Here is a 26,755-nt window from a genome sequence, read left to right as displayed (position 1 = left end):
CGAGCTGCGCCGGACCGCAGGTCGCCTTCCCACCGGCCGTCCTGTTGCCGATGTGGACCCTGCGGGACACAGCAACGCACTCGTTCCACACCCAACGGCACCGCGCCCACTCGCCTTCAAGCCCGGTGAGCCCGGTGGACGACACACGCAAGCGGAAGCTGTACCGGGCGTGCCCGGACCCCTCCGTCTCCTGCGCCGTCGTCATGGCCAAGACCCTAGCCTCACCCACTGACAATCAACCGAAGTGCAGGTCACAGCAGATGTGCAGAGAACTCCGCCGCTTCGCGGCTCCGCCCCGAGGAACCATTCCTCCCCGGCCTGAAGGCCGGGACCTCCTGGGAGAAGTCAGGTGAGCAACCGTCACCAGCGGCGGCACCCGCTCGGAAATCGGGGTCGGTAAACGATGCAGCACGGCAAGTACCGGTTCATCGCGGGATTCCTCGTGGTCCCGCTGGCGTTGTACGCCATCTTCGTCATCTGGCCCTTCGCCCAGTCCATCTACTACTCGTTCACGGACTGGACCGGACTCAGCCCGGACTTCCAGATGGTCGGCTTCGACAACTACAGTCGGATGCTCGGCGACGACATCTTCTGGAAGTCCCTGCAGCACAGTGTGCTGCTCGCCCTGCTGCTGCCGCTGGTGACGCTGGGCCTCGCGCTCTTCTTCGCCTTCATGCTCAATGTCGGCGGCCGCCGGCGCAAAAGCGCCGCGGTCGCCGGGGTGCGCGGCTCCTCGTTCTACAAGATCGCGTACTTCTTCCCGCAGGTCCTGTCGATCGTGATCGTGGCCCTGCTGTTCCAGTTCGCGTTCAACCCGTCGTCAGGAATGCTGAACGAGGCACTCAAGGCCGTCGGTCTCAAGAGTCTCCAGCCGGACTGGCTCGGTGACCCCGACCTCGCGCTCTACTGCGTGATGGTCGTCCTGATCTGGTCGACGGTCGGATTCTTCGTCGTCCTGTTCTCCGCCGGCATGGCCTCCATCCCGAAGGACTTCTACGAGGCGGCCCTGCTCGACGGCGCCAGCCGCATCACGACCTTCTTCAAGATCACGCTTCCGCTGCTCTGGGACACCGTGCAGTCGGGCTGGGTCTACATGGGCATCCTGGCGCTCGGCGTGGAGGCCTTCACCGCCGTACAGGTCATGACGGTCGGCCCCGGAGGCCCGGACTACTCCACCACCGTCCTGCCGCTGTACGTCTACCAGACGGCCTTCCGGGACGCCCAGGCCGGTTATGCGACCACGATCGGCGTCGGTCTGCTCATCGTCACCATGCTCTTCGCGGGCATCGTGATGCGGTTGGGCCGGCGCGAGCGGCTGGAGTTCTGATGCCGGGCCCCTCGCGGTACGGCGACCGGACTACCGGCGGCACGCAGAACAGTTCGGTCCCGGTGGCCGGCTCGACAGTTGTACGAGGTGAGCACGTATGAAGGTCACTGAGACTCCTCCCGCCGTCCCGGCCCAGCGCTCGCCGGTGACGAAGACCGACGCCCCGGCCGCCGAGACGGCGAAGAGCAGCGAGGGCAAGGTCCTCAACGTCTTCTCGCACGGTGTGCTGATCATCTGGGCGGTTCTCGTCGTCATGCCGCTGCTCTGGGCGGTGATGGCGTCCTTCAAGACGGACGACTCGATCCTGTCGACGCCCTGGGCGCTGCCGGACAAGCTCCACTTCGAGAACTGGTCACGCGCCTGGAACCAGGCGCACATGAGCGACTACTTCCTCAACACCATCATGGTGGTGGGCGGTTCACTCATCGGCACGCTGCTGCTGGGCTCGATGGCGGCGTACGTGCTCGCGCGGTTCGACTTCCCGGGGAACCGCTTCATCTACTTCCTCTTCATCGGAGGGATGAGCTTCCCGATCATCCTGGCGCTGGTCCCGCTGTTCTTCGTCATGAACAACATGGGCCTGCTGAACTCGGTGCACGGGCTGATCCTGGTCTACATCGCCTACTCACTGCCGTTCACCGTCTTCTTCCTCACCTCGTTCTTCCGGACCCTGCCGACGTCGATCGCGGAAGCGGCCATGCTCGACGGCGCCTCGCACAGCCGCACCTTCTTCCAGGTGATGCTGCCGATGGCCAAGCCCGGGCTGATCAGCGTCGGCATCTTCAACTTCCTCGGGCAGTGGAACCAGTACATGCTGCCGACGGTCCTGAACACCGACCCGGAGGGCAAGGTGCTCTCCCAGGGGCTCGTCGAACTGGCCACCAGCCAGGGGTACAAGGGCGACTGGTCCGGTCTCTTCGCCGGCCTGGTGATGGCGATGCTGCCGGTGCTCCTGGCCTACATCGTCTTCCAGCGGCAGGTGGTCGCGGGCCTGACGGCGGGGGCGCTCAAGTAGCCCTCGGGGCCGCCGGCCGGACGGCGGAGGAAGGCCGCGCCCCAGGGTGCGGCCTTCCGCATGCGGCCGGCCGGTGAGCACCCGCCGCGTGAACACCTGATCCTGCGTGCGCGTGCCCTCCGAGGGGCGGACCCGCCGCCCCCACGCGGGCTCGCGAGGCACCACCCCACCGACCGGGAGTCCGAAGCGTCATGATCACCGCGTCCGACCCCTGGCAGGGGCACGACTTCTCGATCCTGTTCACCGTGCTGATCGCCGGGACTTCGGCGCTACTGGGCTGTACCGCGTACCTGTGCTCACGGTTCTCACGGCGGGCCCGCCACCTGTGCACCCCCTCCCGCGTATGGCGGGACCTGTCCCTGGCGGCGGCTGCAGCGACGCTCGCCCTCTATCTGTGGGGATGCCTCCACCTCCTGTTCCTCGAAGATCAGGAGGAGGCGATGGAGTGTGAGCCGAACCGCCCCGAAGGAACACCGCGCCTGGTCGGCCTCAGAGGGGACTTCGTCCCGCTGCGGCTCGTGTGCGAGACGTTGGACGGCCGTGACTTCGCCGTCGTCGTTCCCGGCTACGTCGATCCGGCTCTCGTGGCCCTGCTGCTGCTCGCGCTCGGCTGCGGTCTCGTGTCCGTCCTCCTCCGCCGCAAGCGGCGCACGGTAGAGCGGCAAGCGGGCTGACCCGCCGAGGCCCAGGAACACGACCTCCTCAAAGCGTCCCACGGGATACGCGTACGGTCAGCGGCGTCAGGAGGAGGGCGAGACCGATGTGGAGGTCGTCCGAGGAGTCCGTCACCAGCATGCCGAGGGCCCTGTCAGTGGTGCCGGGAGATGGAGCCGTAGGACGGGAGCTCGACGGAGGCTGAGGCATTCCACGGTCAACTCAGGACCTATTCGTGGCCCATGGGGAGGCAAAGGCTTCGGGTGGTTGGGCGCATGTCTCGAAAGCGTCTATTGGCAGGGCGAGTTGGGCAATGGTGTCCAGGACCCGGTTGCTGTCGGGGCCAGGTCGGGAGTGACCCCGCATCCGCGGGCGCGTGTGACGGCCGATGCGTGACGTCGCATGCCTTCGGCGGGCGTTGATGCCCGGTTCGCGGCCCGTATGCCCGGTGCTCGTTCGAGAGTTTCAGGCAGATGTCACGGCTTCGGCCACGTTCCGGCCGAGACGAGGCCCATCGTGCTCACCGGAGGCTCCCACTGCTCAGGTCTTGACGGGGGGCACCCCAAAACGCTCAGCTTAGGGTTCACATGTTAGAGAAAACGGCAGGAGTGAGTGAGTCGATGGAGACTCCGGGGTCGCAGACATCTCTGCATCGGGCCAACCTTGAGCGGGTCGTGCGTGCCGTAAGAATGGCGGGGTCCCTGACCCAGGCCGAGATCGCCAGAGGCACCGGCCTCTCCGCGGCCACCGTCTCCAACATCGTGCGTGAACTCAAGGACGGCGGCACGGTCGAGGTGACGCCCACCTCGGCGGGCGGGCGCCGTGCCCGCAGTGTCTCCCTCAGTGGGGATGCCGGCATCGTCATAGGGGTTGATTTTGGGCACACCCACCTCCGCGTCGCCATCGGTAACCTCGCCCACCAGGTGCTGGCCGAGGAATCCGAGCCGCTGGACGTCGACGCCTCGTCCGCGCAGGGCTTCGGCCGGGCGGAACAGCTGGTCAAACGCTTGATCGAGACCACGGGGATCAGTCCGGAGAAGGTGATCGGCGTGGGTCTCGGCGTGCCGGGGCCCATCGACGTCGAATCCGGAACCCTGGGCTCCACCTCGATCCTGCCGGGCTGGACGGGCATCAATCCCAGTCAGGAGCTCGCCGGCCGCCTCGGGGTCCCGGTGTACGTGGACAACGACGCCAATCTCGGGGCGCTGGGTGAGCTCGTCTGGGGCAGCGGCCGCGGGGTCCGGGACCTGGCCTACATCAAGGTCGCGAGCGGTGTGGGCGCCGGTCTGGTGATCGACGGGCACATCTACCGCGGCCCGGGCGGCACGGCCGGCGAGATAGGGCACATCACGCTCGACGAATCGGGCCCCGTCTGCCGCTGCGGCAACCGAGGCTGCCTGGAGACCTTCACGGCGGCCCGGTACGTCCTGCCCTTGCTGATGCCGAGCCACGGGCCCGATCTCACGATGGACCGGGTGGTGCAGCTGGCCCGTGAGGGTGATCCGGGCTGCCGCAGGGTCATCGCGGACGTGGGGCGGCACATCGGCAGCGGGGTGGCCAACCTGTGCAACCTGCTCAACCCGAGTCGCGTCGTGCTCGGCGGATCCCTCGCGGAGGCCGGTGAGTTGGTCCTGGGTCCCATCCGGGACTCGGTCTCGCGCTACGCCATCCCCAGTGCCGCCCGGCAGCTCTCCGTGCTCCCCGGTGCGCTCGGAGCGCGGGCCGAGGTGCTGGGCGCGCTCGCCCTCGTGCTCAGTGAAATGGGTGATTCGACCCTTTTGGAGAGCACCCTTCCCTCGGCGACGCCCGCCTTCACTTAGATAACGAATGGCACCGTTGTCATCTCGTTAAGTATTTACTCCTTGACGCTGGCGGCGCGGCCGAGTTGACTTCCAGCCACCTCGGCCGCAACGTCGCGGCCTCGTCAGGGAGGTTCGAAATGAACACGCGTATGCGTCGTGCCGCCGTTGCCGTTGCAGCCACCACCATGGCCGTCTCGCTCGCTGCTTGCGGGAGTGCCAAGGAGTCGGGCGACAAGGCCTCCACGGACTCGGGCAAGAAGGGCGACGCGGTCAAGATCGGCCTGCTCCTTCCCGAGAACGTCACCGCCCGTTACGAGAAGTTCGACAAGCCGGTCATCGAGAAGAAGGTCAGCGAGCTGACCGGCGGCAAGGCGGAGGTCGTCTACGCCAACGCCAAGCAGGACGCCACGCTGCAGGCGCAGCAGGTCGACACCATGATCACGAACAAGGTCGACGCGCTCATCATCGACGCCGTCGACGCCAAGGCCATCGAGAACAGCGTGAAGAAGGCCAAGGACGAGGGGATTCCCGTCGTCGCCTTCGACCGCCTCGCCGAGGGCCCGATCGACGCCTACACCTCCTTCGACAACGAAGAGGTCGGCCGCGCGCAGGGCAAGGCCCTGCTGGAGGCGCTGGGCGACGCCGCCAAGCCCACCATCGTGATGATGAACGGCGCGATCACCGACCCGAACGCCGCGCTCTTCAAGAAGGGTGCCAAGTCGGTGCTCGATGGCAAGGTGACGTACGGCAAGGAGTACGACACCAAGGAGTGGAAGCCGGAGAACGCCAACGCCAACATGGAGGGTGCGATCACGGCCCTCGGCAAGGACAAGATCGCCGGCGTCTACTCCGCCAACGACGGCATGGCGGGCGGCATCATCCAGGCCCTCAAGTCCGCCGGTCTCTCCAAGCTCCCGCCGGTCACCGGCCAGGACGCCGAACTCGCCGGCGTGCAGCGCATCGTCACCGGTGAGCAGTTCATGAGCGTCTACAAGCCCTACCCGCAGGAGGGCGTCGTCGCCGCGGAGATGGCCGTCGCGCTCGCCAAGGGCGAGAAGCTCGACACCATCGCCACGTCCAAGATCGACAATGCCGGCACCAAGGGCATCCCGACGGTCATCGTCCCGGTCATCTCGCTGACCAAGGCGAACATCAAGGACACCGTCATCAAGGACGGCATCTGGACGCTCGACGAGATCTGCTCGGCCAAGTACAAGGACGCCTGCGCCGCCGCGGGCCTGAAGTAGGCCCCAGCCGTCCGGCAAGGCCCTCCAGGGCCGGGCCGGGCGGCACCCCGAGCCTGTCCGGCGCCCGGTCCACCAACTGTCCCGCTACCGGGCCGGGCGCCGGACGGAATGCTTCGGCTCTTCTCTCACTCTTCTGCTCAACCACCGCGCCTCCCCCCAGAGGTGCGGTATCCCCGCCGGGTCAGGCGGCGAAGGAGATGGTTCACGTGTCCGCTACGCCCGTGTTGGCGTTGCGAGGGGTCTCCAAGCGATTCGGTGCCGTCCAGGCGCTCACCGACGTCGAGCTTGAGGTCCACGCCGGTGAGGTGGTCGCCCTGGTGGGTGACAACGGCGCCGGTAAATCAACGCTGGTGAAGACGATCGCAGGTGTGCACCCCATCGATGACGGAGTCATCGAGTGGGACGGCCGCCCGGTCCAGATATCCAAGCCGCACGATGCCCAGAACCTGGGGATCGCGACCGTCTACCAGGACCTCGCGCTCTGCGACAACATCGACGTCGTCGGCAACCTCTACCTCGGCAGGGAGCTCCGCAGGTTCGGAATCCTCGACGAGGTCGAGATGGAGCGCCGCTCGCGCGAGCTCCTCAGCACGCTGTCGATCCGCATCCCCAGCGTCCGCATCCCGATCGCGTCCCTGTCCGGCGGTCAGCGCCAGACGGTCGCCATCGCGCGTTCGATGCTGGGCGAGCCCAAGCTGGTCATCCTCGACGAGCCCACCGCCGCGCTCGGCGTCGAGCAGACCGCACAGGTCCTCGACCTCGTCGAGCGGCTGCGCGAGCGCGGCCACGCGGTCATCCTCATCAGCCACAACATGGCCGATGTGAAGGCCGTTGCCGACAAGGTCGCCGTGCTCCGGCTCGGTCGGAACAACGGGGTCTTCGACGTGAAGACGACCTCGCAGGAAGAGATCATCTCCGCTATCACGGGCGCCACGGAGAACGCCGTGACCCGTCGTGCGGCGCGCAACGCGGAGGCCCAGAAGTGACAACCGACAAGACGTCCACCGCAGTGGTCAACCCGGAGGCGGCCAAGGGCGCCGACACCGTGGTCGACCCCCGGCTGCTCGTCCGCGAGCAGGGCCTCGCCGGATACCTCACCGAGTTCAAGCGCAAGATGCGCGGCGGTGACCTCGGCTCGATCCCGGTGATCCTCGGCCTGATCATCATCGCCGTCGTCTTCCAGAGCCTGAACTCCGAGTTCCTCTCCGCGAAGAACGTCAGCGACATCGCGGTCACGATGGTGGCCACGGGCATGATGGCCGTCGGCATCATCTTCGTGCTGCTGCTCGGCGAGATCGACCTCTCGGTCGGCTCGGTCAGCGGTGTCGCCGGCGCGGTCGTGGCCGTGCTCAGCGTCACCCACGGGGTGAACGAGTGGCTCGCCGTCCTCATCGCGATCGCCAGCGGCGCGGTCATCGGCGCGATCCACGGCTTCTTCTTCGCACGGATAGGCGCCCCCGCCTTCGCCGTCACACTCGCCGGTCTGCTCTTCTGGCTGGGCTTCATGCTCCAGCTGCTCGGCGACACCGGCACCATCAACCTGGACAGCGACGGCGTCATCGGCAAGCTGACCACGTACTACTTCGCGGACGTCGCCGCCGCCTACGGCCTCGCGGCCGTCGCGGTGATCGGCTACTTCCTCTCCGCCTTCCTGGACACCCGCCGCCGTGAGGCCGCGGGCGTCCCGTCGCGGCCCCTCGTCGACATCGTGGTGCGCACCGTCATCCTGGCGCTGTTCTCCTTCGGCGCCGCGTTCATGTTCAACCAGTACCGAGGCCTCCCGCTGGCCCTGGTCCTCTTCCTCGTCGTCCTGGTCGGCACGGACTTCGTCCTGCGCCGCACCTCCTACGGCCGCAAGATCTTCGCGCTCGGCGGCAGCGTCGAGGCGTCCCGCCGTGCGGGCATCAACGTCACCGCGATCCGGATCTCGGTCTTCGCCATCGCCGGCACCTTCGCGGCGATCGGCGGCCTGTTCTGGGCCTCCAAGATCGCGGCGGCCAACCAGGGCTCCGGCGGCGGTGACCTCCTGATGAACGTCATCGCGGCGGCCGTCATCGGCGGCACCAGCCTCTTCGGTGGCCGGGGCCGCACCTGGAACGCCCTGCTCGGCGTCATGGTGATCGTCTCGATCCAGTACGGCTTGGCTCTCGAAGGCATCGCCACGCCGATCAACTACATGATCACCGGCGCTGTTCTTCTCATCACGGTCGTCATCGACTCCATCAGCCGCAAGACGCAGAAGACCGCAGGCCGCGCCTGACCTTCGCACCTGCGGACATGTGCCCGGCATCCTCCGTGATGCCGGGCACACGCGTATCCGGCGCGACCCGGCGCGGCAGGGCGGAATGCGCCGCCCGATGACCGGGCCCGCCGGCGGAACATTAGACTCGTCGGATCGACACGCTCGACCAGCTCTTACGCAAGGAGGCACGGGTGGACCTGCTGACCCGCATCGGGGGACCGCGCGACCTGGACCGGCTCGGCCTCGAGCAGCTCGACCAGCTCGCCGGGGAGATCCGCACCTTCCTCGTCGAGGAGGTGTCCAAGACCGGGGGCCACCTCGGCCCGAACCTGGGTGTGGTCGAGATGACCATCGCCCTGCACCGGGTCTTCGAGTCCCCGCAGGACAAGGTCCTCTTCGACACCGGTCACCAGAGCTACGTGCACAAGCTGCTCACCGGCCGGCAGGACTTCTCGAAGCTCAAGAGCAAGGGCGGACTCTCCGGATACCCGTCCCGCGCCGAGTCCGAGCACGACGTCATCGAGAACTCGCACGCCTCGACGGTGCTCGGCTGGGCCGACGGCCTCGCCAAGGCCAACGAGGTCCTGGGCAAGGACGACCACGTCGTCGCCGTCATCGGTGACGGCGCGCTCACGGGCGGCATGGCCTGGGAGGCGCTGAACAACATCGCCGCCGCCAAGGACCGCCCGCTCGTGATCGTCGTCAACGACAACGAGCGTTCGTACGCCCCGACCATCGGCGGCCTCGCGAACCACCTCGCCACCCTGCGCACCACCGACGGGTACGAGCGGTTCCTGGCCCGCGGCAAGGACCTCCTGGAGCGCACGCCGGTCGTCGGCAGGCCGCTCTACGAGACCCTGCACGGCGCCAAGAAGGGCCTCAAGGACTTCATCGCCCCGCAGGGCATGTTCGAGGACCTCGGGCTGAAGTACGTCGGCCCGATCGACGGCCACGACATCGAGGCCCTGGAGTCCGCGCTCCAGCGGGCCAAGCGCTTCGGTGGGCCCGTCATCGTGCACTGCCTCACCGAGAAGGGCCGCGGCTACACCCCCGCCCTCGAGGACGAGGCGGACCGCTTCCACGCCGTCGGCAAGATCCACCCGGACACCGGCCTGCCGATCTCCACCTCCGGCCTCGACTGGACCTCGGTCTTCGGCGAGGAGATGGTCAAGCTCGGCCACGAGCGGGAGGACATCGTCGCCATCACGGCGGCCATGCTCCAGCCCGTCGGCCTCGGCAGGTTCGAGGAGGCCTTCCCGGACCGCATCTACGACGTCGGGATCGCCGAGCAGCACGGTGCGGTCTCCGCGGCGGGCCTGGCCACAGGTGGGCTGCACCCCGTCTTCGCGGTCTACGCGACCTTCCTCAACCGGGCCTTCGACCAGGTCCTCATGGACGTCGCCATGCACAAGTGCGGCGTCACCTTCGTCCTGGACCGGGCCGGCATCACGGGCACGGACGGCGCCTCGCACAACGGCATGTGGGACATGTCGATCCTGCAGTGCGTGCCCACCCTGCGCATCGCCGCCCCGCGCGACGCCGACCAGGTCCGCGCCCAGTTGCGCGAGGCCGTCGCCGTCGACGACGCCCCCACCGTCGTCCGCTTCTCCAAGGGCGCCGTGGGCCCGGCGGTCAAGGCGGTCGGCACGGTGGGCGGCATGGACGTCCTGCGCTCGGCGGGTACGGACAAGCCCGACGTCCTGCTGGTCTCCGTCGGCGCGCTCGCCCCGATGTGCCTGGAGATCGCCACGCTGCTGGACGCCCAGGGCATCTCCACGACGGTGGTCGACCCGCGCTGGGTCAAGCCCGTCGACGAGGCGCTCGCCCCGCTGGCCGCGGAGCACCGGGTCGTCGTCACCGTGGAGGACAACAGCAGGGCAGGCGGTGTCGGCTCGGCCGTCGCCCAGTCCCTGCGCGACGCGGACGTGGACGTGCCGCTGCGTGACTTCGGCATCCCGCCGGTCTTCCTCGACCACGCCTCGCGGGCCGAGGTCATGGCCGAGATCGGTCTGACGGCGCCGGACATCGCCCGCCAGGTCACCGGTCTGGTGGCCAAGCTCGACGGACGGTACGAGAGCCGGGCGGCCGAGCCCGTCCGCGACTGATCCACCGCACGGCCCGTTGGGCCGGTCGGCCGCTCCGCACGAGTGGTCCGACCGGCCCATTCGCGTGAAACAGGGCCGGGCGGAGCGTGCCGGGGCGGCCGGGTTCGAATCATGGCGTGCACGACGAGTGCGTGGAGGTACGCCGGTGAGCACGCAACATGACACGCCCCCCAGCGGAGGAGGGCTGTTCCGGACCAAGACGGTCGAACAGTCCATCCGCGACACCGAAGAGCCGGAGCACGCGCTCAAGAAGTCCCTCTCCGCTCTGGACCTCACGGTGTTCGGCGTGGGCGTCATCATCGGTACCGGGATCTTCGTCCTCACGGGCAAGGTCGCCAAGGAGACGGCGGGCCCCGCCACCGCCCTCGCCTTCGTCGCGGCGGGCATCGTCTGCGCGCTCGCCGCGCTCTGCTACGCCGAATTCGCCTCCACCGTGCCTGTGGCCGGATCCGCGTACACCTTCGCCTACGCCTCGCTCGGTGAGCTGGTCGCCTGGATCATCGGCTGGGACCTGGTGCTGGAGTTCGCGCTGGGCACGGCGGTGGTCGCGGTCGGATGGTCCGGCTACATCAGGTCGCTGCTGGACAACGCCGACTGGACGCTGCCCGACGAACTCTCCGGCCCTGACGTGGCGAGCGGCTTCGGGTTCGACATCCTGGCCTTCGCACTGGTGCTGGTGCTGACGGTCATCCTGGTCCTCGGGATGAAGCTGTCGGCCCGGGTGACCACGGCCGTCGTCGCCATCAAGCTCGCCGTCGTCCTCATCGTGATCATCGCCGGCCTCTTCTTCATCAACTCGGCCAACTACTCGCCCTTCATCCCCGAGGCCCAGAAACAGGAGGGCGGCTCGGGCCTGAACGCCCCGCTGGTCCAGCTGATCTTCGGCTACGAACCGACGAACTTCGGCGTCATGGGGATCTTCACCGCGGCGTCCGTCGTCTTCTTCGCCTTCATCGGCTTCGACGTCGTGGCCACCGCGGCCGAGGAGACCAAGCTCCCGCAGCGTGACATGCCGCGCGGCATCCTGGCCTCGCTGATCATCTGCACCCTGCTCTACGTCGCGGTGTCCATCGTGGTCACCGGCATGCAGAACTACACCGAACTCTCCGTCAGCGCCCCGCTCGCCGACGCCTTCAAGGCGGTCGGGCACCCCTTCTACGCCGGAGTCATCAGCTTCGGTGCGGCGATCGGCCTGACCACGGTCTGTATGATCCTGCTGCTGGGCCAGACCCGCGTGTTCTTCGCGATGAGCCGCGACGGACTGCTGCCGCGGTTCTTCTCGGTGACGCACCCGCGCTTCGGCACCCCGTACCGCCCGACGATCCTGCTCGGTGTGATCATCGCGATCGTCGCCGGCTTCACCAGCATCAACGAGTTGGCGACCCTGGTGAACATCGGGACGCTCTTCGCGTTCGTCGTCGTCGCCCTGGGCGTGATCGTCCTGCGCCGGACCCGGCCGGAGCTCCACCGCGCCTTCCGCACGCCGTGGGTGCCCGTCCTGCCCATCGTCTCGGTGGCCGCCTCGGTCTGGCTGATGCTGAACCTGCCGGCCGAGACCTGGCTCCGGTTCGCGATCTGGATGGCGATCGGCGTGATCATCTACTTGGCGTACGGGCGCCGCAACAGCCGCATGGTCAAGGGACGCTGAGCCGGTCAGTTCCGACGCGACCACGGCGGCGGACGTACCGCACGCGGGCCCGCGCACCTCGCCCCGAACGCCTCGACCCGTTGCCGCAGTCCGCGGTCGGCGGTGACCACCACACAGTCGCGCCGGCCGGCCCGGTCGTCCGCCCAAGCCGCGACCAGGGCCACGACCAGGTCGTCACCGCTGCCCGGAGCCGCCTCCACGCGGACTCCCGGCACGGACACGACCGCACGGGCAGCGCCCTCCACGACGAGCACCAGCTCGGCGGGACCGGGGACGCCGGGCGGCCCGTCGACGGCGTACGGGACCAGCGAGTCCCGCAGCCGTTCGGCCGCACCGCGCCGGTCCCGCCACCACCGGTCCGGGACGGACCCCACGACGTTGGCGGCGTCGATGATCACCAGAGCCCGTTCGTTCGTCACCCCGCCAGGGTGACACGCGCTCAGCCCCCGGTCGCGGGGGACTTCTTCGCGGACTCCGGGATCGCGGCGCCCGACCGGATCGCCTTCCAGAGGTCGCCGGCCTGCGGCTGCGCCGCCACCACGCGGTTGGGGTCCCGCTTGTCGTACGCGACCGGAAGCATGATCGTCTCCATGGACGAGGGGTCGACGCCGTTCATCGACCGGGCGAACTCGGTGAGGGACGTCAGTGAGGCCAGCCCCTCGTCGGTGGTGAGCGACTTGGTCGCCGAGTTGGCGATCTTGAAGGCCGTCGTCGGACTGCCCAGCAGGTCCTGCGACTTGATCTCGGTCAGCAGCGAGAACAGGAACTGCTGCTGCAGCCCGATCCGGCCCAGGTCACTGCCGTCCCCGATGCCGTGCCGGGTCCGGACGTAGGAGAGGGACTCGGTGCCGTCGAGCTTGTGCGTACCGGCGGTCAGCTCGAGCCCGGACGCCTTGTCGTGGATCGGCTCCTCGACGTCGACGGTGACGCCGCCTATGGCGTCGACCAGGTCCTTGAACCCGGCGAAGTTGATCTCCATGTAGTGGTCGATGCGGACCCCGGACATCTTCTCCACCGTCTTCACCACACAGGCCGGACCGACCTGCGAGTACACGGAGTTGAACATGACCCGCTCGGCGGAGGCCATCGTCGAACCGTCGGACTTGGCGCACTCGGGCCGCGTCACCAGGGTGTCACGCGGGATGGACACGGCGACTGCCTTGGTCCGGCCCTCGGGTATGTGCACCACCATCGCGGTGTCGGAGCGCGCCCCGCCGATGGCGCCGCCCCCGCCCAGCTCCTGATTCTCCGCCCCGGCGCGCGAGTCGGAGCCGAGGACGAGGAGGTTCTGGCCGGCGGTGGGCAGCTTCTCCGGGCGGTCCTCACCGAGCGCCTTGTCGATGTCGACACCCTTGATGTTGCCGTCGAGGTCCTGGTACATCCAGTAGGCACCGCCGCCGGCGGCGAGCAGCAGGACCAGCAGGACCCCAAGCGTGATCTTGAGGCCGCGGCGGCGTTTGCGCGGCTTGGGCGCCCGTCTGGAGGGAGTGCTGTCGTGGCTCATCGTGCGTGAGTCCTCAATCTCGTTGCCCGGGGCGGACAGGGGAGTGCGTGGGACTCGGGTGGGGGGTGTGACCGGTCCGTAAAACGTCGACTGACCGAGCACTATAGAACAGGCAAGCGCTAGAACGTGTGAACCGGGTGAACGGATGCCCGGTGATGCGTGGAACGTGTGCCGATCTACTATTCGCGCATGACTTGGTTGATCACGGGTGGGGCGGGCTTCATCGGGGCGCACGTCGTCAGGGCGATGACGGAGGCCGGCGAGCGGGTTGCGGTGTACGACGATCTTTCGACGGGTGACCTTTCCCGTGTTCCCGCGGGCGTCCCGTTCGTGCACGGATCGACGCTCGACGGAGATGGCCTGCGACGCGCCATGGCGGAACTCTCCGTGCGAGGGATCGTGCACCTTGCGGCGAAGAAGCAGGTGGGGGAGTCAGTGGAACGTCCGCTGTACTACTACCGCGAGAACGTGCATGGTCTCCAAGTTCTTCTGGGCGCTGCTGCGGACAGCGGAGTTCGCGCGTTCCTCTTCTCCTCGTCCGCAGCTGTCTACGGCATGCCCGACGTCGAACTGGTGACGGAGGACACGCCCTGCGCCCCGATCAATCCGTACGGCGAGACGAAACTCGCCGGCGAGTGGCTGGTCCGCGCGGCGGGAAGGGCGCACGGAATGGCGACCGCTTCGATGCGTTACTTCAACGTAGCCGGCGCGGCGACGCCGGAGTTGGCCGACACCGGTGTCTTCAACCTCGTTCCGATGGTCTTCGAGAAGCTCACACGGGGGGAGGCCCCGTTGATTTTCGGCGAGGACTACGACACCGCGGACGGCACATGCGTGCGGGATTTCATCCACGTCGACGACATCGCTTCGGCGCACCTCACCGCGGCGCGTGCCCTGCTCGTCCGGGAAGCCGGTACTGACCTGACCGTCAACATCGGGCGCGGTGAGGGCGTGTCGGTTCGCGAGATGATCAACCTCATCGGTGAGGTGACCGGGTACGGCGCCGATTCCGCTCCAGTCTCGGTCGCGCGCAGGCCCGGTGATCCGCACCGGGTGGTCGCCTCGGCGGCACGCATCCGAGCCGAGCTCGGGTGGTCAGCCCGCCGCGATCCGCGGGACATGGTGACCTCGGCCTGGGCGGGCTGGTGTCTCCGGCACCCGACGGCACGACGGGGACAACGCCAGAAGGCCTGAGAGGCCGCCGTGAACGACACGTGGAGCTTGTGGCAAACTTTCGCATCGTCGAGTTGCCGGCCATCCGATGGTGCGGAATCGGCCTGGTGTCGGCGAGTGGTGGTCGCGCCGGACGGCGACGCAGGGAAGAAACGAAGGAACTTGATGCGAACGAGGGCGGGGCGGGGCGCTGCGCGGACGGACGCCTCTGCGCTCGCCGGGCGCGCGGGGGAGTCATTCCGTCTGGTCGGCGAGCACGGGGTGCAGCTCTTCATGGGCAAGGACAACCGGCTGACCGCGTTCGCCCGCGCGGAAGGCGGACTCGTGCGCTGGACGCAACGTCGGGCCGGGGTGGCGGACTGGGGCGAGCCCGAGCTGTTGCCCGCTCCTCGGCTGACCCACCTGTCGATGACCCAGGGAGCCGACGGGTTCGTGCACTTCGTGGGCAGGCGCGTGTCGGCTGACGGTAATTCCGTGGCGGTCGTGCAAGCCGTCCAGTACCAGACGGGCCGCCCTCTCACCCAGTGGCACACGATAGGCAATCCGCACAAGGACCCGGAGCGGGCCCGTTCGGTGACCGGTCCCGGTGCTGCGGTGAGTGCTGTGGGGCGTCTCCACGTTTTCCTGGCAAGGGCCGACGGCGGTGTGATGATGCGGCAGGAGGCGGCCAACGGCCGGTGGCCTGCCTGGAAGGGCCTGAAGGGGCAGCTGGCGCAGGAAGGCGCGGTGGCCGTGGCATCGGCTTCCGGCCGCATCGAACTGCTGGTTCCGGACACCGCGGGCCGCGCGATGCGCTGGCGGCAGTCCGAGCCGGACGGTGAGCTGGAGCGGTGCCCCAATATCCACATCGCGCCGACGCCAGGCACGCTGACCGGGCTCGAGACGGCAGTCGACCGCATCACCTATTACTGGGCCGACGCCGCTACCGGGGGCGTCTTCGCCCATCGCCCCGACAGCTGGGTCATCCCCCTCGGCGGAGGGCCGGTCAGTGGGCGCATCCAGGTGCTGCGCATGGCGCTTGACGGCTACGACTGCACGGTGCTGGCCTACCGAAGTGCCGACGGCGACGTGATGCTGGCGGCGTGCGCGACGGAGAACGAGTCTGCGGGCCTCTGGTGGGCTCCGACCGGTGAACGGTGTATGGGGCCTCCGGCTCTGATCCGGGACGTGTACGGGCGCCTGGTCATCGCCGTACTCGGCGAGGAAGGCGATCTGCGCATTGCCGAGCAGGCCCCGGCGTCGGGCCTGGTCATGGGCCCCTCGGTGCGCGTCTGACGAGCAACATCTCGACTCTTTCCGTTTCCACAGGCGGCGCAGCCTGCCGATTGCATGTGTGTAACAGATAAGTCGGTCCATCGATCAAAGATGGACATTGAATGTTCAAGCTGTGAATATTCTGTGGCGCCCACCTGTCTCCGGTGATGGGGTCGTGGAGCAGGGTCTGCTCTACGGATGAAGGCGCGGGGCTCAATTGCCCCCTGGGTGTATGGATGGTGCGGTAGTTCTGTGGCCGGCGTGACTAACCCTGAGACCAGTGCACTCGTTTCCACCTACCGGTCACTCGTTCCCGTCCGGGCGCGACGTCGCATCGTCAGCCGAGTGCCGGTCCCTCTGCGCAACGTGGTCATGCACCTCCTGGCCACCTTCGACTCCGCTCGCTCCGCAGTCGTCGTAAGGGCTCTGGGCGGCCGTCGCAATCCCGCCCGGCACAGCCTGGACGCTTCGCTGCGTGTGGTCCGCATCCAGGGCAAGCACGTCCGGGCCGCCGTGGTCAAGGGTGCCACCGAGTGGGCGGCGCGGGCGAGGAGCCTGCACATGGTGGTTGCCATCCTGGAGGACGCGGAGATCGAGTACTTCGCGGTCCGCGGTACCGGCAAGGACATTCCATGCGTCGCTGTGTCGTCGCGGTACCGCGGTGACGTCGAGGAGGTCCTGCAGATCGCTTTCGGGCGCAACCCCGGCTACGTCCGTGACGTCTCAGGCGGGCAGTTGCGGCCCGGAGCGTCGGCGAGGACCTGGAACAGGCTCCGGTCGAGCGAGGTCCTCCGGCTGACCTGGAACGTCTGCGACCCGACCGGGGGACTGGTCTTCGGTCCGGAATCAGGCTGTGACCTGGAGTTCTGGGCGGAGAGGGACGGCCAGCTGGTGGCTCCCAGGCCCAACGCCGTGGTCACGGAACTGCCTGCGGATCCGGAGTTCCGCGTCGTGGAGCAGAGGGTGTTCAGTGCGGTCCCCAACCCCTACCACACCGGCTACGCCCGTACGGTTTCCGAGTTCACGGCCCGGCTCCCAGGCGACCACATGTACCCGATCGACGTCGTCTACACGTGGGTCGATGACGCGGACCCGGTCTGGCGCGCGGGCAAGGACGCCGTCCGGCGCTCCCGCACACCCGACACGACGGAGCGACTGCACGAACAGGCAGACAACGATGCCCGGTACACCAGCAGGGACGAGCTCAGGTTCTCCCTGCGCTCCATCCACCAGTACGCACCGTGGGTGCGGAACATCTACCTGGTGACGGCAGGTCAGGCTCCCGGCTGGCTGAACACGGAGCACCCGGGTCTGCGTGTCGTGGACCACCGCGAGATATTCTCCGACCCCAATGCGCTGCCGACGTTCAACTCCCACGCGATCGAAAGCCAGTTGCATCACATAGGTGACCTGGCGGAGCACTTTCTCTACCTCAACGACGACGTCTTCTTCGGTAGACCGGTCGGACCTGGCCACTTCTTCCACCCCAACGGCCTGACTAAGTTCTTCACCTCGAAGGCCCTCATCCCGTCCGGGCAGATCACCCCGGACGACCTGCCGGTCAACGCCGCCGGGAAGAACAGCCGGGGACTGATCGCCCAGCAGTTCGGCACCGTCATCTCCCAGAAGATGAAGCACACGCCCCACGCGCTCAGCCGTTCTGTGCTCGCCGAGATCGAGCAGACCTACGAGCGGGCCCACTGGGTGACACAGCACTCCCGGTTCCGTTCACCGCACGACATCCCCATCGCTTCCTCGCTCCACCACTACTACGCGTACCACCAGGCCCGTGCGACCCTCGGCAACCTTCGGTACGTGTACGTCGACATCGGTGACGCGCTGGCCCAGCGGAGGCTGGACCGGCTGGTGGCCCGGCGTGACTTCGACACTTTCTGCATCAATGACACCATCGTCCCGGCCGACCCGGACGCGCAGGAGCGAATGGTGAAACGTTTCCTCAACGACTACTTCCCCGTCCCGAGCCCCTTTGAGCTCCCCGGAGCCGAAGGCCTGCCGACGCGGCGCACCGCAGAACTGGGAGCAAGCCGATGATGCCCCGCCGAAGGCACCTTGCAGCCGTACGCAGCCGACTGACCACACGTGCGTTCCCGCTCCGCGCCTGGCTCATGCGACGTTTCTTCGTGCCCCTGCGCTCCCGCCGGGCGGCACGTCTCGTCTATGCGGCGGTCCTCGACGGCCAGACGGTGAACCTGCACGCCGTACTCCCGGATGCGGCGCGTCTCCCCGAGGAGGCCGAACTGCTCATCAGGCGCGGACGACGACGGTACGAGAGTCCGGCACGCGTGTACGAGGACCGCGACGGCCGCCTCCTCATGGATGCCGCGGTTCTGCTGGGGGCGGAGGCCGGTGGCGTACCCGTGGACGACGGGCGCTGGAAGGTCGTGCTGACCACCCGGACGGGGCGCAGGTCCACCCGTTTCCCGCTGCTTCTTCTCGAGCCGCCGAAGCCGTACGGCGGGCCGACCATGCCCATGTCCGTCTCGCCGGTCAGCGGCAGGCGGTACCGGTTGGGGCGCACGGTCACGGGTCACCTCCGGGTGGTCAGTTCCCGGGCCCGGCCGTCCGCCGAGGTCGTGAAGGTCAAGCTCTTCCACACGGGGCTCATCGTCGACTTCCGGGTCCTCGGGGCCGAAGCCGTCGAGCCGTGGACCGAGTTCATTGCCTCCGGCCGCAGGATCCAGCAGCCGGTCACCGAAGTCGGCGACGGGATGTGGCGCACGGTCGTGCCGCTGGAACAAATGACGCCGGAGCGCAGGGCGACCGAACACTGGGACGTCACCTTCTGCGCGCCGGGCATGCGCAGCATGCGCCTCGGGCGACGCCTTCACGACGTCCGTAATCCGCTCCGAGTATTTGCCATGACGCAGGCGAGTGTGGCTCCGCGGGGCCAGAGCCCCCTGCTGGTCCACCCTCGCTACACACCTGCGGGCAACTTCCGCGTGACGTGCAGCCGTATGCCTGAAGCCGGGCGGAGAAGCACATGAAGATCACCTTTCTGCTGACCACTGCTGACGCCGTGGGCGGTACGGAGCGGGCGGTGTTCAACCAGGCGGCGGAACTCGCCGAGCGCCATGACGTCCGGGTCCTGAGTGTCTTCAAGAGCAAGGCCGAACTCTTCTTCTCACCTGACGAACGCATCCGGGTGGATTACCTCGTCGACATGACCGCGCCTGTCCAGCGCCCGCTGCGCAGAGCGGATCTCGAGGACTCGGTATACGCGGCGTTGGCGGCGCAGCCGAGCAGCCTGGTCGACCGCGCCTGGGAAGCGGCATTCAACAGGCTGTCCGACGTCGAACTGGGCCTCGCGCTGGAGCACACCGACACCGACGTCCTCATCACCACCACCCCGGCGCTCATGGCCCTGGCCGTGCAGTTGGCGCCCGCTGCGGTGATCACCGTGCACCAGGAACATCGTGTCTCGGAGCTGCGTGGCACGAGTGGAGAGCCCCTTCTGCGTTACTCGGCACGCCTTGACGCCCTCGCGGTGCTCAGCGATCGCACCCGGGACTGGTTCGCCGAAACGCTCGGAGCGACCGCCCCGCGTATCGAGGTGGTGCCCAACGCACTGCCGGCCGGTTTCCGGCCACGCTCGACGCTGGAGACCAGGACCGTCGTGACAGCCGGCCGGCTGGTGGGCGAGAAGCAGCTCGATCACGCCCTTGAAGCATGGGCGCTGCTTGCGCCCCACCACCCCGGCTGGACCCTGAAGATCTTCGGGGACGGCCCCATGAGCGGGGCGCTGCGACGGCAGATAGCTCAACTGGGGCTGCAGGACTGTGTCCAGCTGAACGGGAACTCGCCGCATCTCGCGGAGGAGTGGGCGAAGGCCAGCATCGCGCTGATGACATCGAAGAACGAGGCGTTCCCACTCGTCCTGATGGAGGCGCAGGCGGCGGGCGTCCCCGTGGTGTCGTACGACTGTCCGAACGGTCCCAGTGAGATCATTCTTGACGGGCAGTCGGGTGTCCTGGTGCCGCCGGGCGACGTGGAGGCACTGGCGGGGCGGCTGCACCAGCTCATGACGGACGGCCCGTTGCGCCACCGGATGGGCGCGGCGGCGGCTGAGTCGATCACCAGGTTCGCGCCGCCCCTGGTCACCGCACGCTGGGAGTCCTTCTTCCAGGGCCTGGTCGGCGAGCGGGAACACGGCGGTCGGGCTGCGGCGAAGGCCGACCGGTTGGCGCTGCACGCCGCGTACAGCGGCCCGGACGGCGCCGCGACGGCGGCCGCCCCCGCACCGCCGAGCCAGATCCGGTCCGGCGCACACCGGCAGCAGGAACAGCAGGTCGCCAAGCGCAGGCCCGAGCTGGTGAAGGACGGCGGGCAGTTGTGCCGCGTCACCGACTCGGAGTCGCCCTTCGACATCGTGCAGGCCAACCTTTCCCTCGCCGCAACGGCGCTCGAGGCCGCGGACGTCCCCTACCTCGTCGTGAGGGACACGATGGTGCGGCAGACCGTGGCCGTGCACGGTTCGTACCGCGAGACGGTACTCAAGTCGCTGGCCAGCCAGTACCGGCACGAGGGCGTCTACGCCGGTCTCCTCAACGACCGCCAAAACCCCGTCGTCACCGTTCTCGCAGGGCTGCTCGGGGAGTACACCGACCAACAGTGCTCGGGTGTCCGGATCTATCAGAACGTGGTGTCGACCTCGCGCACGCTGCGCCTGGGGGCGGTGTACGGGTGCACGATCTCCTTCTGGGACAACGACCCCGAAGAGAGCGACATCCTTGTGTCGCCCACTCGCACGCTGATCGGTGACCGCATCTCCCAGCATTCCATGCGGCAGACGACGACAGTGCTCTCCGGGCGAACCTACCCGACCATCGCTCCGTTCGCGGAGGCGCTCCACGGAGACGTGGGGTTCCCCGTGGACGCCGTATACACCTGGGTCGACGGCTCGGATGTCCAGTGGCTGGAACGGAAGAACCAGGTGCTCTCATATCTGGGCCTGGAGACGGTGGACGCGGCAGCCAGCGCCGCCCGGTTCCGTAGCCGGGACGAGCTCCGTTTCTCGCTCCGGTCCATCGACATGTATGCCCCATGGATCCGGAACATCTACATCGTGACGGACCGGCAGGTCCCCTCCTGGCTGGACCAGTCCCACCACCGGGTACGAGTCGTGGACCACACCGATATCTTCGGCGACCAAGGTGCGCTGCCCACGTTCAACTCGCACGCCATCGAAAGCCGGCTCCACCACATCGACGGACTTGCCGAGCACTTTCTCTACTTCAACGACGATTTCTTCATCGGCCGTACCGTACTGCCGAGTCTTTTCTTCCTGGGTAACGGCCAGGCGAAGCACTTTGTGTCGCCGACAGCAGTACCCATGCTGCCGCCGCTGGCTAGCGACGACTTCAACATCAGTGCCGCCAAGAACAATCGCGAGCTGATCGCTGCCCGCTTCGGTCAGACACTCACGCACTCTTTCCTGCACGCGCCGTACGTGCTCCGCAAAAGCGTGATGGAGGATTTGGAGCGCGCCTACCCGCAGCAGGTCGCCCGGACCTCCGCGAGCAGGTTGCGCAGCCACAGTGACGTGTCCATCGCTTCTTCGCTCCACCACTACTTTGCCTTCCACACAGGCAGAGGTGTGCCCGGAACCATTTCGTGCGGCTTCGTCAATGTCGGTCTCAGTGAGCACAGGGCCCGTCTGAACAGGCTGCTGACCAGTCGCCCCAACGATGTCTTCTGCCTCAATGACTTCCATGACGGTGACGTGCCCGAGGAGGAACAGGACGCGATCCTCGCGGCGTTCCTCCCCAGTTACTTCCCTGTCGCCAGTCAGTTCGAGTACGGCGCGCCACGTAATCAGCGTTACCACGCCGGCCTTATTCCGGAGTGGCCGCTCTAGAGGAGAAGTGGTACCCGACTGGAACTCGAAGGGCGACGGGGCGAGGAGAGGTAAATGAGCAAGCTCTGCATCATTGGCAATTCAGTGGCCGCATCGCGGCAGGCCGAGGAGCGGCCGTTGGCTGGGTGGGGGCAGTTTCTGGGTGACTTCCTGACTCCGCATTTTGAGGTACGCAACTACGCGCGCGACGCGATGACGGCTCGCGCCTACTACACCGACCGTTTTGTTTCGCTGCTGAATCTTCTGAGCCCCGGAGACGTCGTCGCCATCGATTTCGGCGGGGTCGAACAGCGAATTGATAATCCGATCCGCTACCACGGGTACCGTGAGTTCAAGGAGTTCCTGTACCTGTACCTTGCCGCTATACGGCAGGAGGGATCGATTCCGCTCCTCATGACCCCGGTCGCGCGCTGCGTCTTCGAGCCTGACGGATCGGTGGCCGAAACCCGCGACGGCTACCCGCAGCTGATCCGGGAGGTGGCGGCCGAGACCGGTACACCTCTCGTGGACCTCAATCAGCTCACCACAGGGATGCTTCAGGAGTTGGGGCCGCAGCGTGCGAGGCAGTTCTACCGCTGGGTCGACGCGGGTGAGCACCCGAATCATCCCGACGGTCTCATCGACGCCTCCCACTTCAATGAGTCGGGCGCCCGCGAGGTTGCGAGACTTGTTGCGATCGGCCTGGACAACGCGGTCGGTCTCCCGTTCGGGATGGTCGACCGGGCGGCCGTGTCCGTCCCCTCCGCGTACCCGCCGGTCGCTTCCGAGTTCACGGTCGAGGCCCCGGAATACGCCCTACACAGCGAGGCACGCGTCGGTTCCGCCCCTGTGTTCAGCGGCCCGCGCAGCGGACAGGTCGTGAGCGGCCTGCAGAAGTTCTCGGGCACGGCGGACCCTGGGACCTCGTACATCCTGTTCTTCGAGCGCGGTACGTACATCGGAGGTACGCACGTCGGCGCCGGGGGTAAGTGGATCTGGCGAAGAGTCTTCAAGTGGGCGGCGGGAGAGCAGCTGATCCATGCAGTCGGTCTCACCGAGCACGGGGTGTCTCCGGCGGCGGGTGTGGACTTCACTGTCGTCGACACCGTCGAGCCTCCCGTGGTACTGGGTCCGCGGGAGGAGAAACTGAGCGGTCCCCGGCCCCGGTTCTCCGGAACCGCGATGCGGGGTGCCTCTCAGGTGGCGATCATGGAGAACGGGCGGATGATCGCGAGTGCCCCGGTCCAGAAGGACGGCACGTGGAAGGTCGCGCATGCGCACGACTGGAAGCCCGGAACCCACATCCTGGAGTTCGTCACCGTCTTCAGCGCTCTTCACTCGGCTCCGACCCAGCACAGGCTGCGCGTACACGGGATACCCGAAGGCAACTGGATCAGGGAGTCGACGATGTCCAGGGAGCCGTGTGCCGACAAGTGCGAGCACCTTCCGTTCGCCGGCCGGTGGTAGCGACATCTGACCCTGCGGATGTGATGCACGCGCGCGGGCCGCACAGAAAGAGATCCTGTGCGGCCCGCGCGTCGTTCGTCGGGTCGGGGTGTTACGCCGGCACGCTCGCCACGCCCGGCTCCAGGAACCGCTTGCCGTTGACGCGCTCCGAGACGCCCTCACGGTCCAGGTACGGCGTGATGCCGCCCAGGTGGAAGGGCCAGCCCGCGCCGGTGATCAGGCAGAGGTCGATGTCCTGGGGCTCGGCGACGACGCCTTCGGCGAGCATCAGGCCGATCTCCTGGGCGACCGCGTCCAGAACCCGGTCGCGGACCTGCTCCTCGCTCAGGACGGTGTCGCCCTGCTTGAGGAGGGCGGCGACCTCCGGGTCCAGCTCGGGCTTGCCGGAGTCGTAGACGTAGAAGCCGCGCTTGCCCGCCTTCACGACCGCCGCGAGGTTCTCGGAGACCGTGAAGCGGTCCGGGAACGAGCGGTTCAGGGTCTCGGAGACGTGCAGGCCGATGGCCGGGCCGACCAGCTCCAGCAGCACCAGCGGGGACATCGGCAGGCCGAGGGGCTCGATGGCCTTCTCCGCCGTCCCGACTGGGGTGCCCTCGTCGATGATGTTCTGGATCTCGCCCATGAAGCGGGTGAGGATGCGGTTGACGACGAACGCCGGGGCGTCCTTCACCAGCACCGCGGTCTTCTTCAGCTTGCGGGCCACGCCGAAGGCCGTGGCCAGCGAGGCCTCGTCCGTCTGCTCGCCGCGGACGATCTCCAGGAGCGGGAGGATCGCGACCGGGTTGAAGAAGTGGAAGCCGACGACCCGCTCGGGGTTCTTCAGCTTCGACGCCATCTCGGTGACCGAGAGGGACGAGGTGTTCGTGGCGAGGATCGCGTGCGCCGGGGCGACCGCCTCGACCTCCGCGAACACCTTCTGCTTGACACCGATCTCCTCGAACACGGCCTCGATGATGAAGTCGGCGTCGGAGAAGCCCTCCGCCTTGTCCAGCACACCGGAGACCAGGGCCTTGAGGCGGTTGGCCTTGTCCTGGTTGATGCGGCCCTTGCCGAGCAGCTTCTCGATCTCGGCGTGGACGTAACCCACGCCCTTGTCGACGCGCGCCTGGTCGATGTCCGTGAGGACGACCGGGACCTCCAGGCGGCGCAGGAAGAGCAGCGCGAGCTGGCTGGCCATCAGGCCCGCGCCCACCACGCCGACCTTGGTGACCGGACGGGCCAGGGCCTTGTCCGGAGCACCGGCGGGACGCTTGGCGCGCTTCTGGACCAGGTTGAAGGAGTAGATCCCGGAGCGCAGCTCGCCGCCCATGATCAGGTCCGCGAGGGCCTGGTCCTCGGCGTCGAAGCCGGCGCCCAGGTCACCGTTCTTGGCCGCGGCGATGATCTCCAGCGCGCGGTAGGCCGCCGGGGCCGCACCGTGCACCTTGGAGTCGGCGATCGCCTTGCCGCGGGCGACGGCCTGGTCCCAGGCGTCACCGCGGTCGAGCTCGGGTCGCTCGATCGCGATCTCGCCCTTGAGGACGGCCGCGGTCCAGATCAGCGACTGCTCGAGGAAGTCCGCGCCCTCGAAGATCGCGTCGGCGATCCCGAGCTCGAAGACCTGCTTGCCCTTGAGCTGGCGGTTCTGGTTGAGCGAGTTCTCGATGATCACCGAGACGGCGCGGTCGGCGCCGATCAGGTTGGGAAGCAGCGCGCAGCCGCCCCAGCCGGGGACCAGGCCGAGGAAGACCTCGGGCAGGGAGAACGCGGGGATCGCGGTGGAGACCGTGCGGTACGAGCAGTGGAGCCCGATCTCGACGCCACCGCCCATGGCCGCGCCGTTGTAGTACGCGAAGGTCGGGACCGCGAGGCCGGAGAGGCGGCGGAAGACGTCGTGGCCGCCCTTGCCGATGGCCAGCGCGTCCTTGTGGTCCTTGAGGAGCTCGACGCCCTTGAGGTCCGCTCCCACCGCGAAGATGAACGGCTTGCCGGTGACACCTACGCCGACGATCGAACCCTCGGCCGCCTCCGTCTCGACCTGGTCGACGGCGGCGTTCAGGTTCGCCAGCGACTGCGGGCCGATGGTGGTCGGCTTGGTGTGGTCGAAACCGTTGTCCAGCGTGATGAGGGCGAAACGGCCCGCGCCGCCGGGAAGGTCGAGGTGGCGTACGTGCGCCTGCGTGACGACCTCACCGGGGAACAGCTCGGCCGCACCCTTCAGAAGCTCGGTGGTGGAGCTCACTTGCTGCCTCCGGCTGCGTTCTCGAAGTTCGGGTTCTCCCAGACGACCGTCGCGCCCATGCCGAAGCCGACGCACATGGTCGTCAGGCCGTAACGGACCTCCGGCTGCTCCTCGAACTGGCGGGCCAGCTGAGTCATCAGGCGGACGCCGGAGGAGGCGAGGGGGTGGCCGTAGGCGATGGCGCCGCCGTACTGGTTGACGCGCTGGTCGTCGTCGGCGATGCCGTAGTGCTCCAGGAAGGCCAGCACCTGCACGGCGAAGGCCTCGTTGATCTCGAAGAGACCGATGTCCTCGATGGAGAGGCCGGCCTTGGCCAGAGCCTTCTCCGTCGCCGGGATCGGGCCGTAGCCCATGACCTCGGGCTCGACACCCGCGAAGGCGTACGAGACGAGGCGCATCTTGACCGGGAGGCCCAGCTCGCGGGCGGTCTCCTCGGAGGCGAGCAGCGAGGCGGTGGCACCGTCGTTGAGCCCCGCGGCGTTACCGGCCGTCACGCGGCCGTGGGCGCGGAACGGGGTCTTCAGGCCGGCCAGGGACTCCATCGTGGTGCCCGGGCGCATCGGCTCGTCGGCGGTGACCAGGCCCCAGCCCGTCTCGCCGACGGCCGGGTCGGTGCGGCGCACGGAGACCGGCACCAGGTCCTGCTGGATCTTGCCGTTGGCGTACGCCTTGGCGGCCTTCTCCTGCGAGCGGACCGCGTACTCGTCGGCGCGCTGCTTGGTGATCGTGGGGTACCGGTCGTGCAGGTTCTCCGCGGTCATGCCCATGAAGAGGGCGGACTCGTCGACCAGCTTCTCCGACACGAGGCGAGGGTTCGGGTCCACGCTCTCGCCCATGGGGTGGCGGCCCATGTGCTCCACGCCGCCCGCGATGACGACGTCGTACGCGCCGAAGGCGATGGAACCCGCCGTCGAGGTGACGGCGGTCAGGGCGCCCGCACACATGCGGTCGATGGAGTAACCGGGCACCGACTGCGGCAGGCCCGCCAGGATGCCGGCGGTGCGCCCGAGGGTGAGGCCCTGGTCACCGATCTGCGTGGTCGCCGCGATGGCGACCTCGTCGATCTTCGCGGGGTCCAGGTCCGGGTTGCGGCGCAGCAGCTCCCGGATGGCCTTCACGACGAGATCGTCGGCGCGGGTCTCGTGGTAGATGCCCTTCGGGCCCGCTTTGCCGAACGGGGTGCGGACGCCGTCGACGAAGACGACGTCCCGGATGGTACGAGGCACGATGGCTCTCCTCCAG

The 26,755-nt window shown here is 67.9% G+C and carries 19 protein-coding genes and 1 pseudogene; 15 read left to right on the top strand and 5 right to left on the bottom strand.

Annotation, left to right across the window (positions count from 1 at the left end):
- Positions 1–205 (bottom strand): annotated as a pseudogene (locus tag ACFU5K_RS06180) (RNA-guided endonuclease TnpB family protein); the annotation flags it as partial.
- Between the two features lie 198 nt (positions 206–403).
- On the opposite strand from ACFU5K_RS06180, the gene ACFU5K_RS06175 reads away from it, so the two are divergent.
- The 9 genes from ACFU5K_RS06175 (at position 404) to ACFU5K_RS06135 (ending at position 12,040) form a co-directional block, all read left to right on the top strand.
- Positions 404–1,327: a carbohydrate ABC transporter permease gene (locus ACFU5K_RS06175; protein WP_384057506.1), complete on the top strand. Its 924-nt coding sequence runs from the start codon at positions 404–406 to the stop codon at positions 1,325–1,327.
- 97 nt (positions 1,328–1,424) lie between these two features.
- On the top strand, positions 1,425–2,342 hold the full coding sequence (locus tag ACFU5K_RS06170; protein WP_384057504.1) for a carbohydrate ABC transporter permease: 918 nt from the start codon (positions 1,425–1,427) through the stop codon (positions 2,340–2,342).
- 191 nt (positions 2,343–2,533) lie between these two features.
- Entirely contained in the window at positions 2,534–3,016 is a 483-nt protein-coding gene (locus ACFU5K_RS06165; protein ID WP_384057503.1) for a hypothetical protein, read from the top strand.
- A gap of 600 nt (positions 3,017–3,616) precedes the next feature.
- Entirely contained in the window at positions 3,617–4,816 is a 1,200-nt protein-coding gene (locus tag ACFU5K_RS06160; protein ID WP_384057501.1) for an ROK family protein, read from the top strand.
- Between the two features lie 119 nt (positions 4,817–4,935).
- On the top strand, positions 4,936–6,045 hold the full coding sequence (locus tag ACFU5K_RS06155; RefSeq protein WP_384057500.1) for a sugar ABC transporter substrate-binding protein: 1,110 nt from the start codon (positions 4,936–4,938) through the stop codon (positions 6,043–6,045).
- 197 nt (positions 6,046–6,242) lie between these two features.
- On the top strand, positions 6,243–7,031 hold the full coding sequence (locus ACFU5K_RS06150; protein WP_384057498.1) for an ATP-binding cassette domain-containing protein: 789 nt from the start codon (positions 6,243–6,245) through the stop codon (positions 7,029–7,031).
- Positions 7,028–8,305 carry a sugar ABC transporter permease gene (locus ACFU5K_RS06145; RefSeq protein ID WP_384057497.1) on the top strand — a complete coding sequence of 426 codons (1,278 nt, stop codon included), beginning with the start codon at positions 7,028–7,030 and terminating at the stop codon, positions 8,303–8,305. Before ACFU5K_RS06150 ends, ACFU5K_RS06145 begins: the two co-directional genes overlap by 4 nt.
- 173 nt (positions 8,306–8,478) lie before the next feature.
- On the top strand, positions 8,479–10,392 hold the full coding sequence (gene dxs / locus ACFU5K_RS06140) for a 1-deoxy-D-xylulose-5-phosphate synthase (RefSeq protein WP_384057495.1): 1,914 nt from the start codon (positions 8,479–8,481) through the stop codon (positions 10,390–10,392).
- A gap of 145 nt (positions 10,393–10,537) precedes the next feature.
- Positions 10,538–12,040, top strand: a complete 1,503-nt coding sequence (locus tag ACFU5K_RS06135; protein ID WP_384057493.1) for an amino acid permease — start codon at positions 10,538–10,540, stop codon at positions 12,038–12,040.
- Positions 12,041–12,045: 5 nt separating this feature from the next.
- On the opposite strand, the gene ACFU5K_RS06130 is transcribed toward ACFU5K_RS06135, so the two are convergent.
- Together ACFU5K_RS06130 and ACFU5K_RS06125 are read right to left on the bottom strand one after the other, a co-directional pair.
- Positions 12,046–12,459 carry an NTP pyrophosphohydrolase gene (locus ACFU5K_RS06130; protein WP_384057491.1) on the bottom strand — a complete coding sequence of 138 codons (414 nt, stop codon included), beginning with the start codon at positions 12,457–12,459 and terminating at the stop codon, positions 12,046–12,048.
- 20 nt (positions 12,460–12,479) lie between these two features.
- Entirely contained in the window at positions 12,480–13,544 is a 1,065-nt protein-coding gene (locus tag ACFU5K_RS06125; protein WP_384057489.1) for an LCP family protein, read from the bottom strand.
- Between the two features lie 189 nt (positions 13,545–13,733).
- On the opposite strand from ACFU5K_RS06125, the gene galE reads away from it, so the two are divergent.
- From galE to ACFU5K_RS06095, 6 genes are all read left to right on the top strand, one after another.
- A complete protein-coding gene (gene galE / locus ACFU5K_RS06120; RefSeq protein WP_384057488.1) occupies positions 13,734–14,738 on the top strand; it encodes a UDP-glucose 4-epimerase GalE in 1,005 nt (334 codons plus the stop codon).
- Positions 14,739–14,882: 144 nt separating this feature from the next.
- A complete protein-coding gene (locus tag ACFU5K_RS06115) occupies positions 14,883–15,992 on the top strand; it encodes a hypothetical protein (protein WP_384057486.1) in 1,110 nt (369 codons plus the stop codon).
- A gap of 231 nt (positions 15,993–16,223) precedes the next feature.
- On the top strand, positions 16,224–18,023 hold the full coding sequence (locus ACFU5K_RS06110) for a stealth family protein (protein WP_384057484.1): 1,800 nt from the start codon (positions 16,224–16,226) through the stop codon (positions 18,021–18,023).
- The gene (locus tag ACFU5K_RS06105) at positions 18,020–18,976 is read left to right on the top strand and encodes a hypothetical protein (protein ID WP_384057483.1); all 957 of its coding nucleotides are present in this window, start codon (positions 18,020–18,022) and stop codon (positions 18,974–18,976) included. Before ACFU5K_RS06110 ends, ACFU5K_RS06105 begins: the two co-directional genes overlap by 4 nt.
- The gene (locus tag ACFU5K_RS06100; protein ID WP_384057479.1) at positions 18,973–21,846 is read left to right on the top strand and encodes a stealth conserved region 3 domain-containing protein; all 2,874 of its coding nucleotides are present in this window, start codon (positions 18,973–18,975) and stop codon (positions 21,844–21,846) included. The genes ACFU5K_RS06105 and ACFU5K_RS06100 overlap by 4 nt, the downstream gene beginning before the upstream one ends.
- A gap of 54 nt (positions 21,847–21,900) precedes the next feature.
- Positions 21,901–23,292, top strand: a complete 1,392-nt coding sequence (locus ACFU5K_RS06095; RefSeq protein ID WP_384057476.1) for a GDSL-type esterase/lipase family protein — start codon at positions 21,901–21,903, stop codon at positions 23,290–23,292.
- Positions 23,293–23,383: 91 nt separating this feature from the next.
- Here the strand turns inward: ACFU5K_RS06095 and ACFU5K_RS06090 are convergent, their stop codons facing one another.
- The gene (locus tag ACFU5K_RS06090; RefSeq protein ID WP_384057473.1) at positions 23,384–25,513 is read right to left on the bottom strand and encodes a 3-hydroxyacyl-CoA dehydrogenase NAD-binding domain-containing protein; all 2,130 of its coding nucleotides are present in this window, start codon (positions 25,511–25,513) and stop codon (positions 23,384–23,386) included.
- The gene (locus tag ACFU5K_RS06085; RefSeq protein ID WP_384057470.1) at positions 25,510–26,739 is read right to left on the bottom strand and encodes a thiolase family protein; all 1,230 of its coding nucleotides are present in this window, start codon (positions 26,737–26,739) and stop codon (positions 25,510–25,512) included. The genes ACFU5K_RS06090 and ACFU5K_RS06085 overlap by 4 nt, the downstream gene beginning before the upstream one ends.
- Positions 26,740–26,755 lie beyond the last annotated feature (16 nt).

Source organism: Streptomyces sp. NPDC057428 (assembly GCF_042803195.1).
GTDB lineage: Bacteria > Actinomycetota > Actinomycetes > Streptomycetales > Streptomycetaceae > Streptomyces.
The sequence above is the reverse complement of the archived record's forward strand: the minus strand, read 5'-3'. Positions and strand labels throughout refer to the sequence as shown.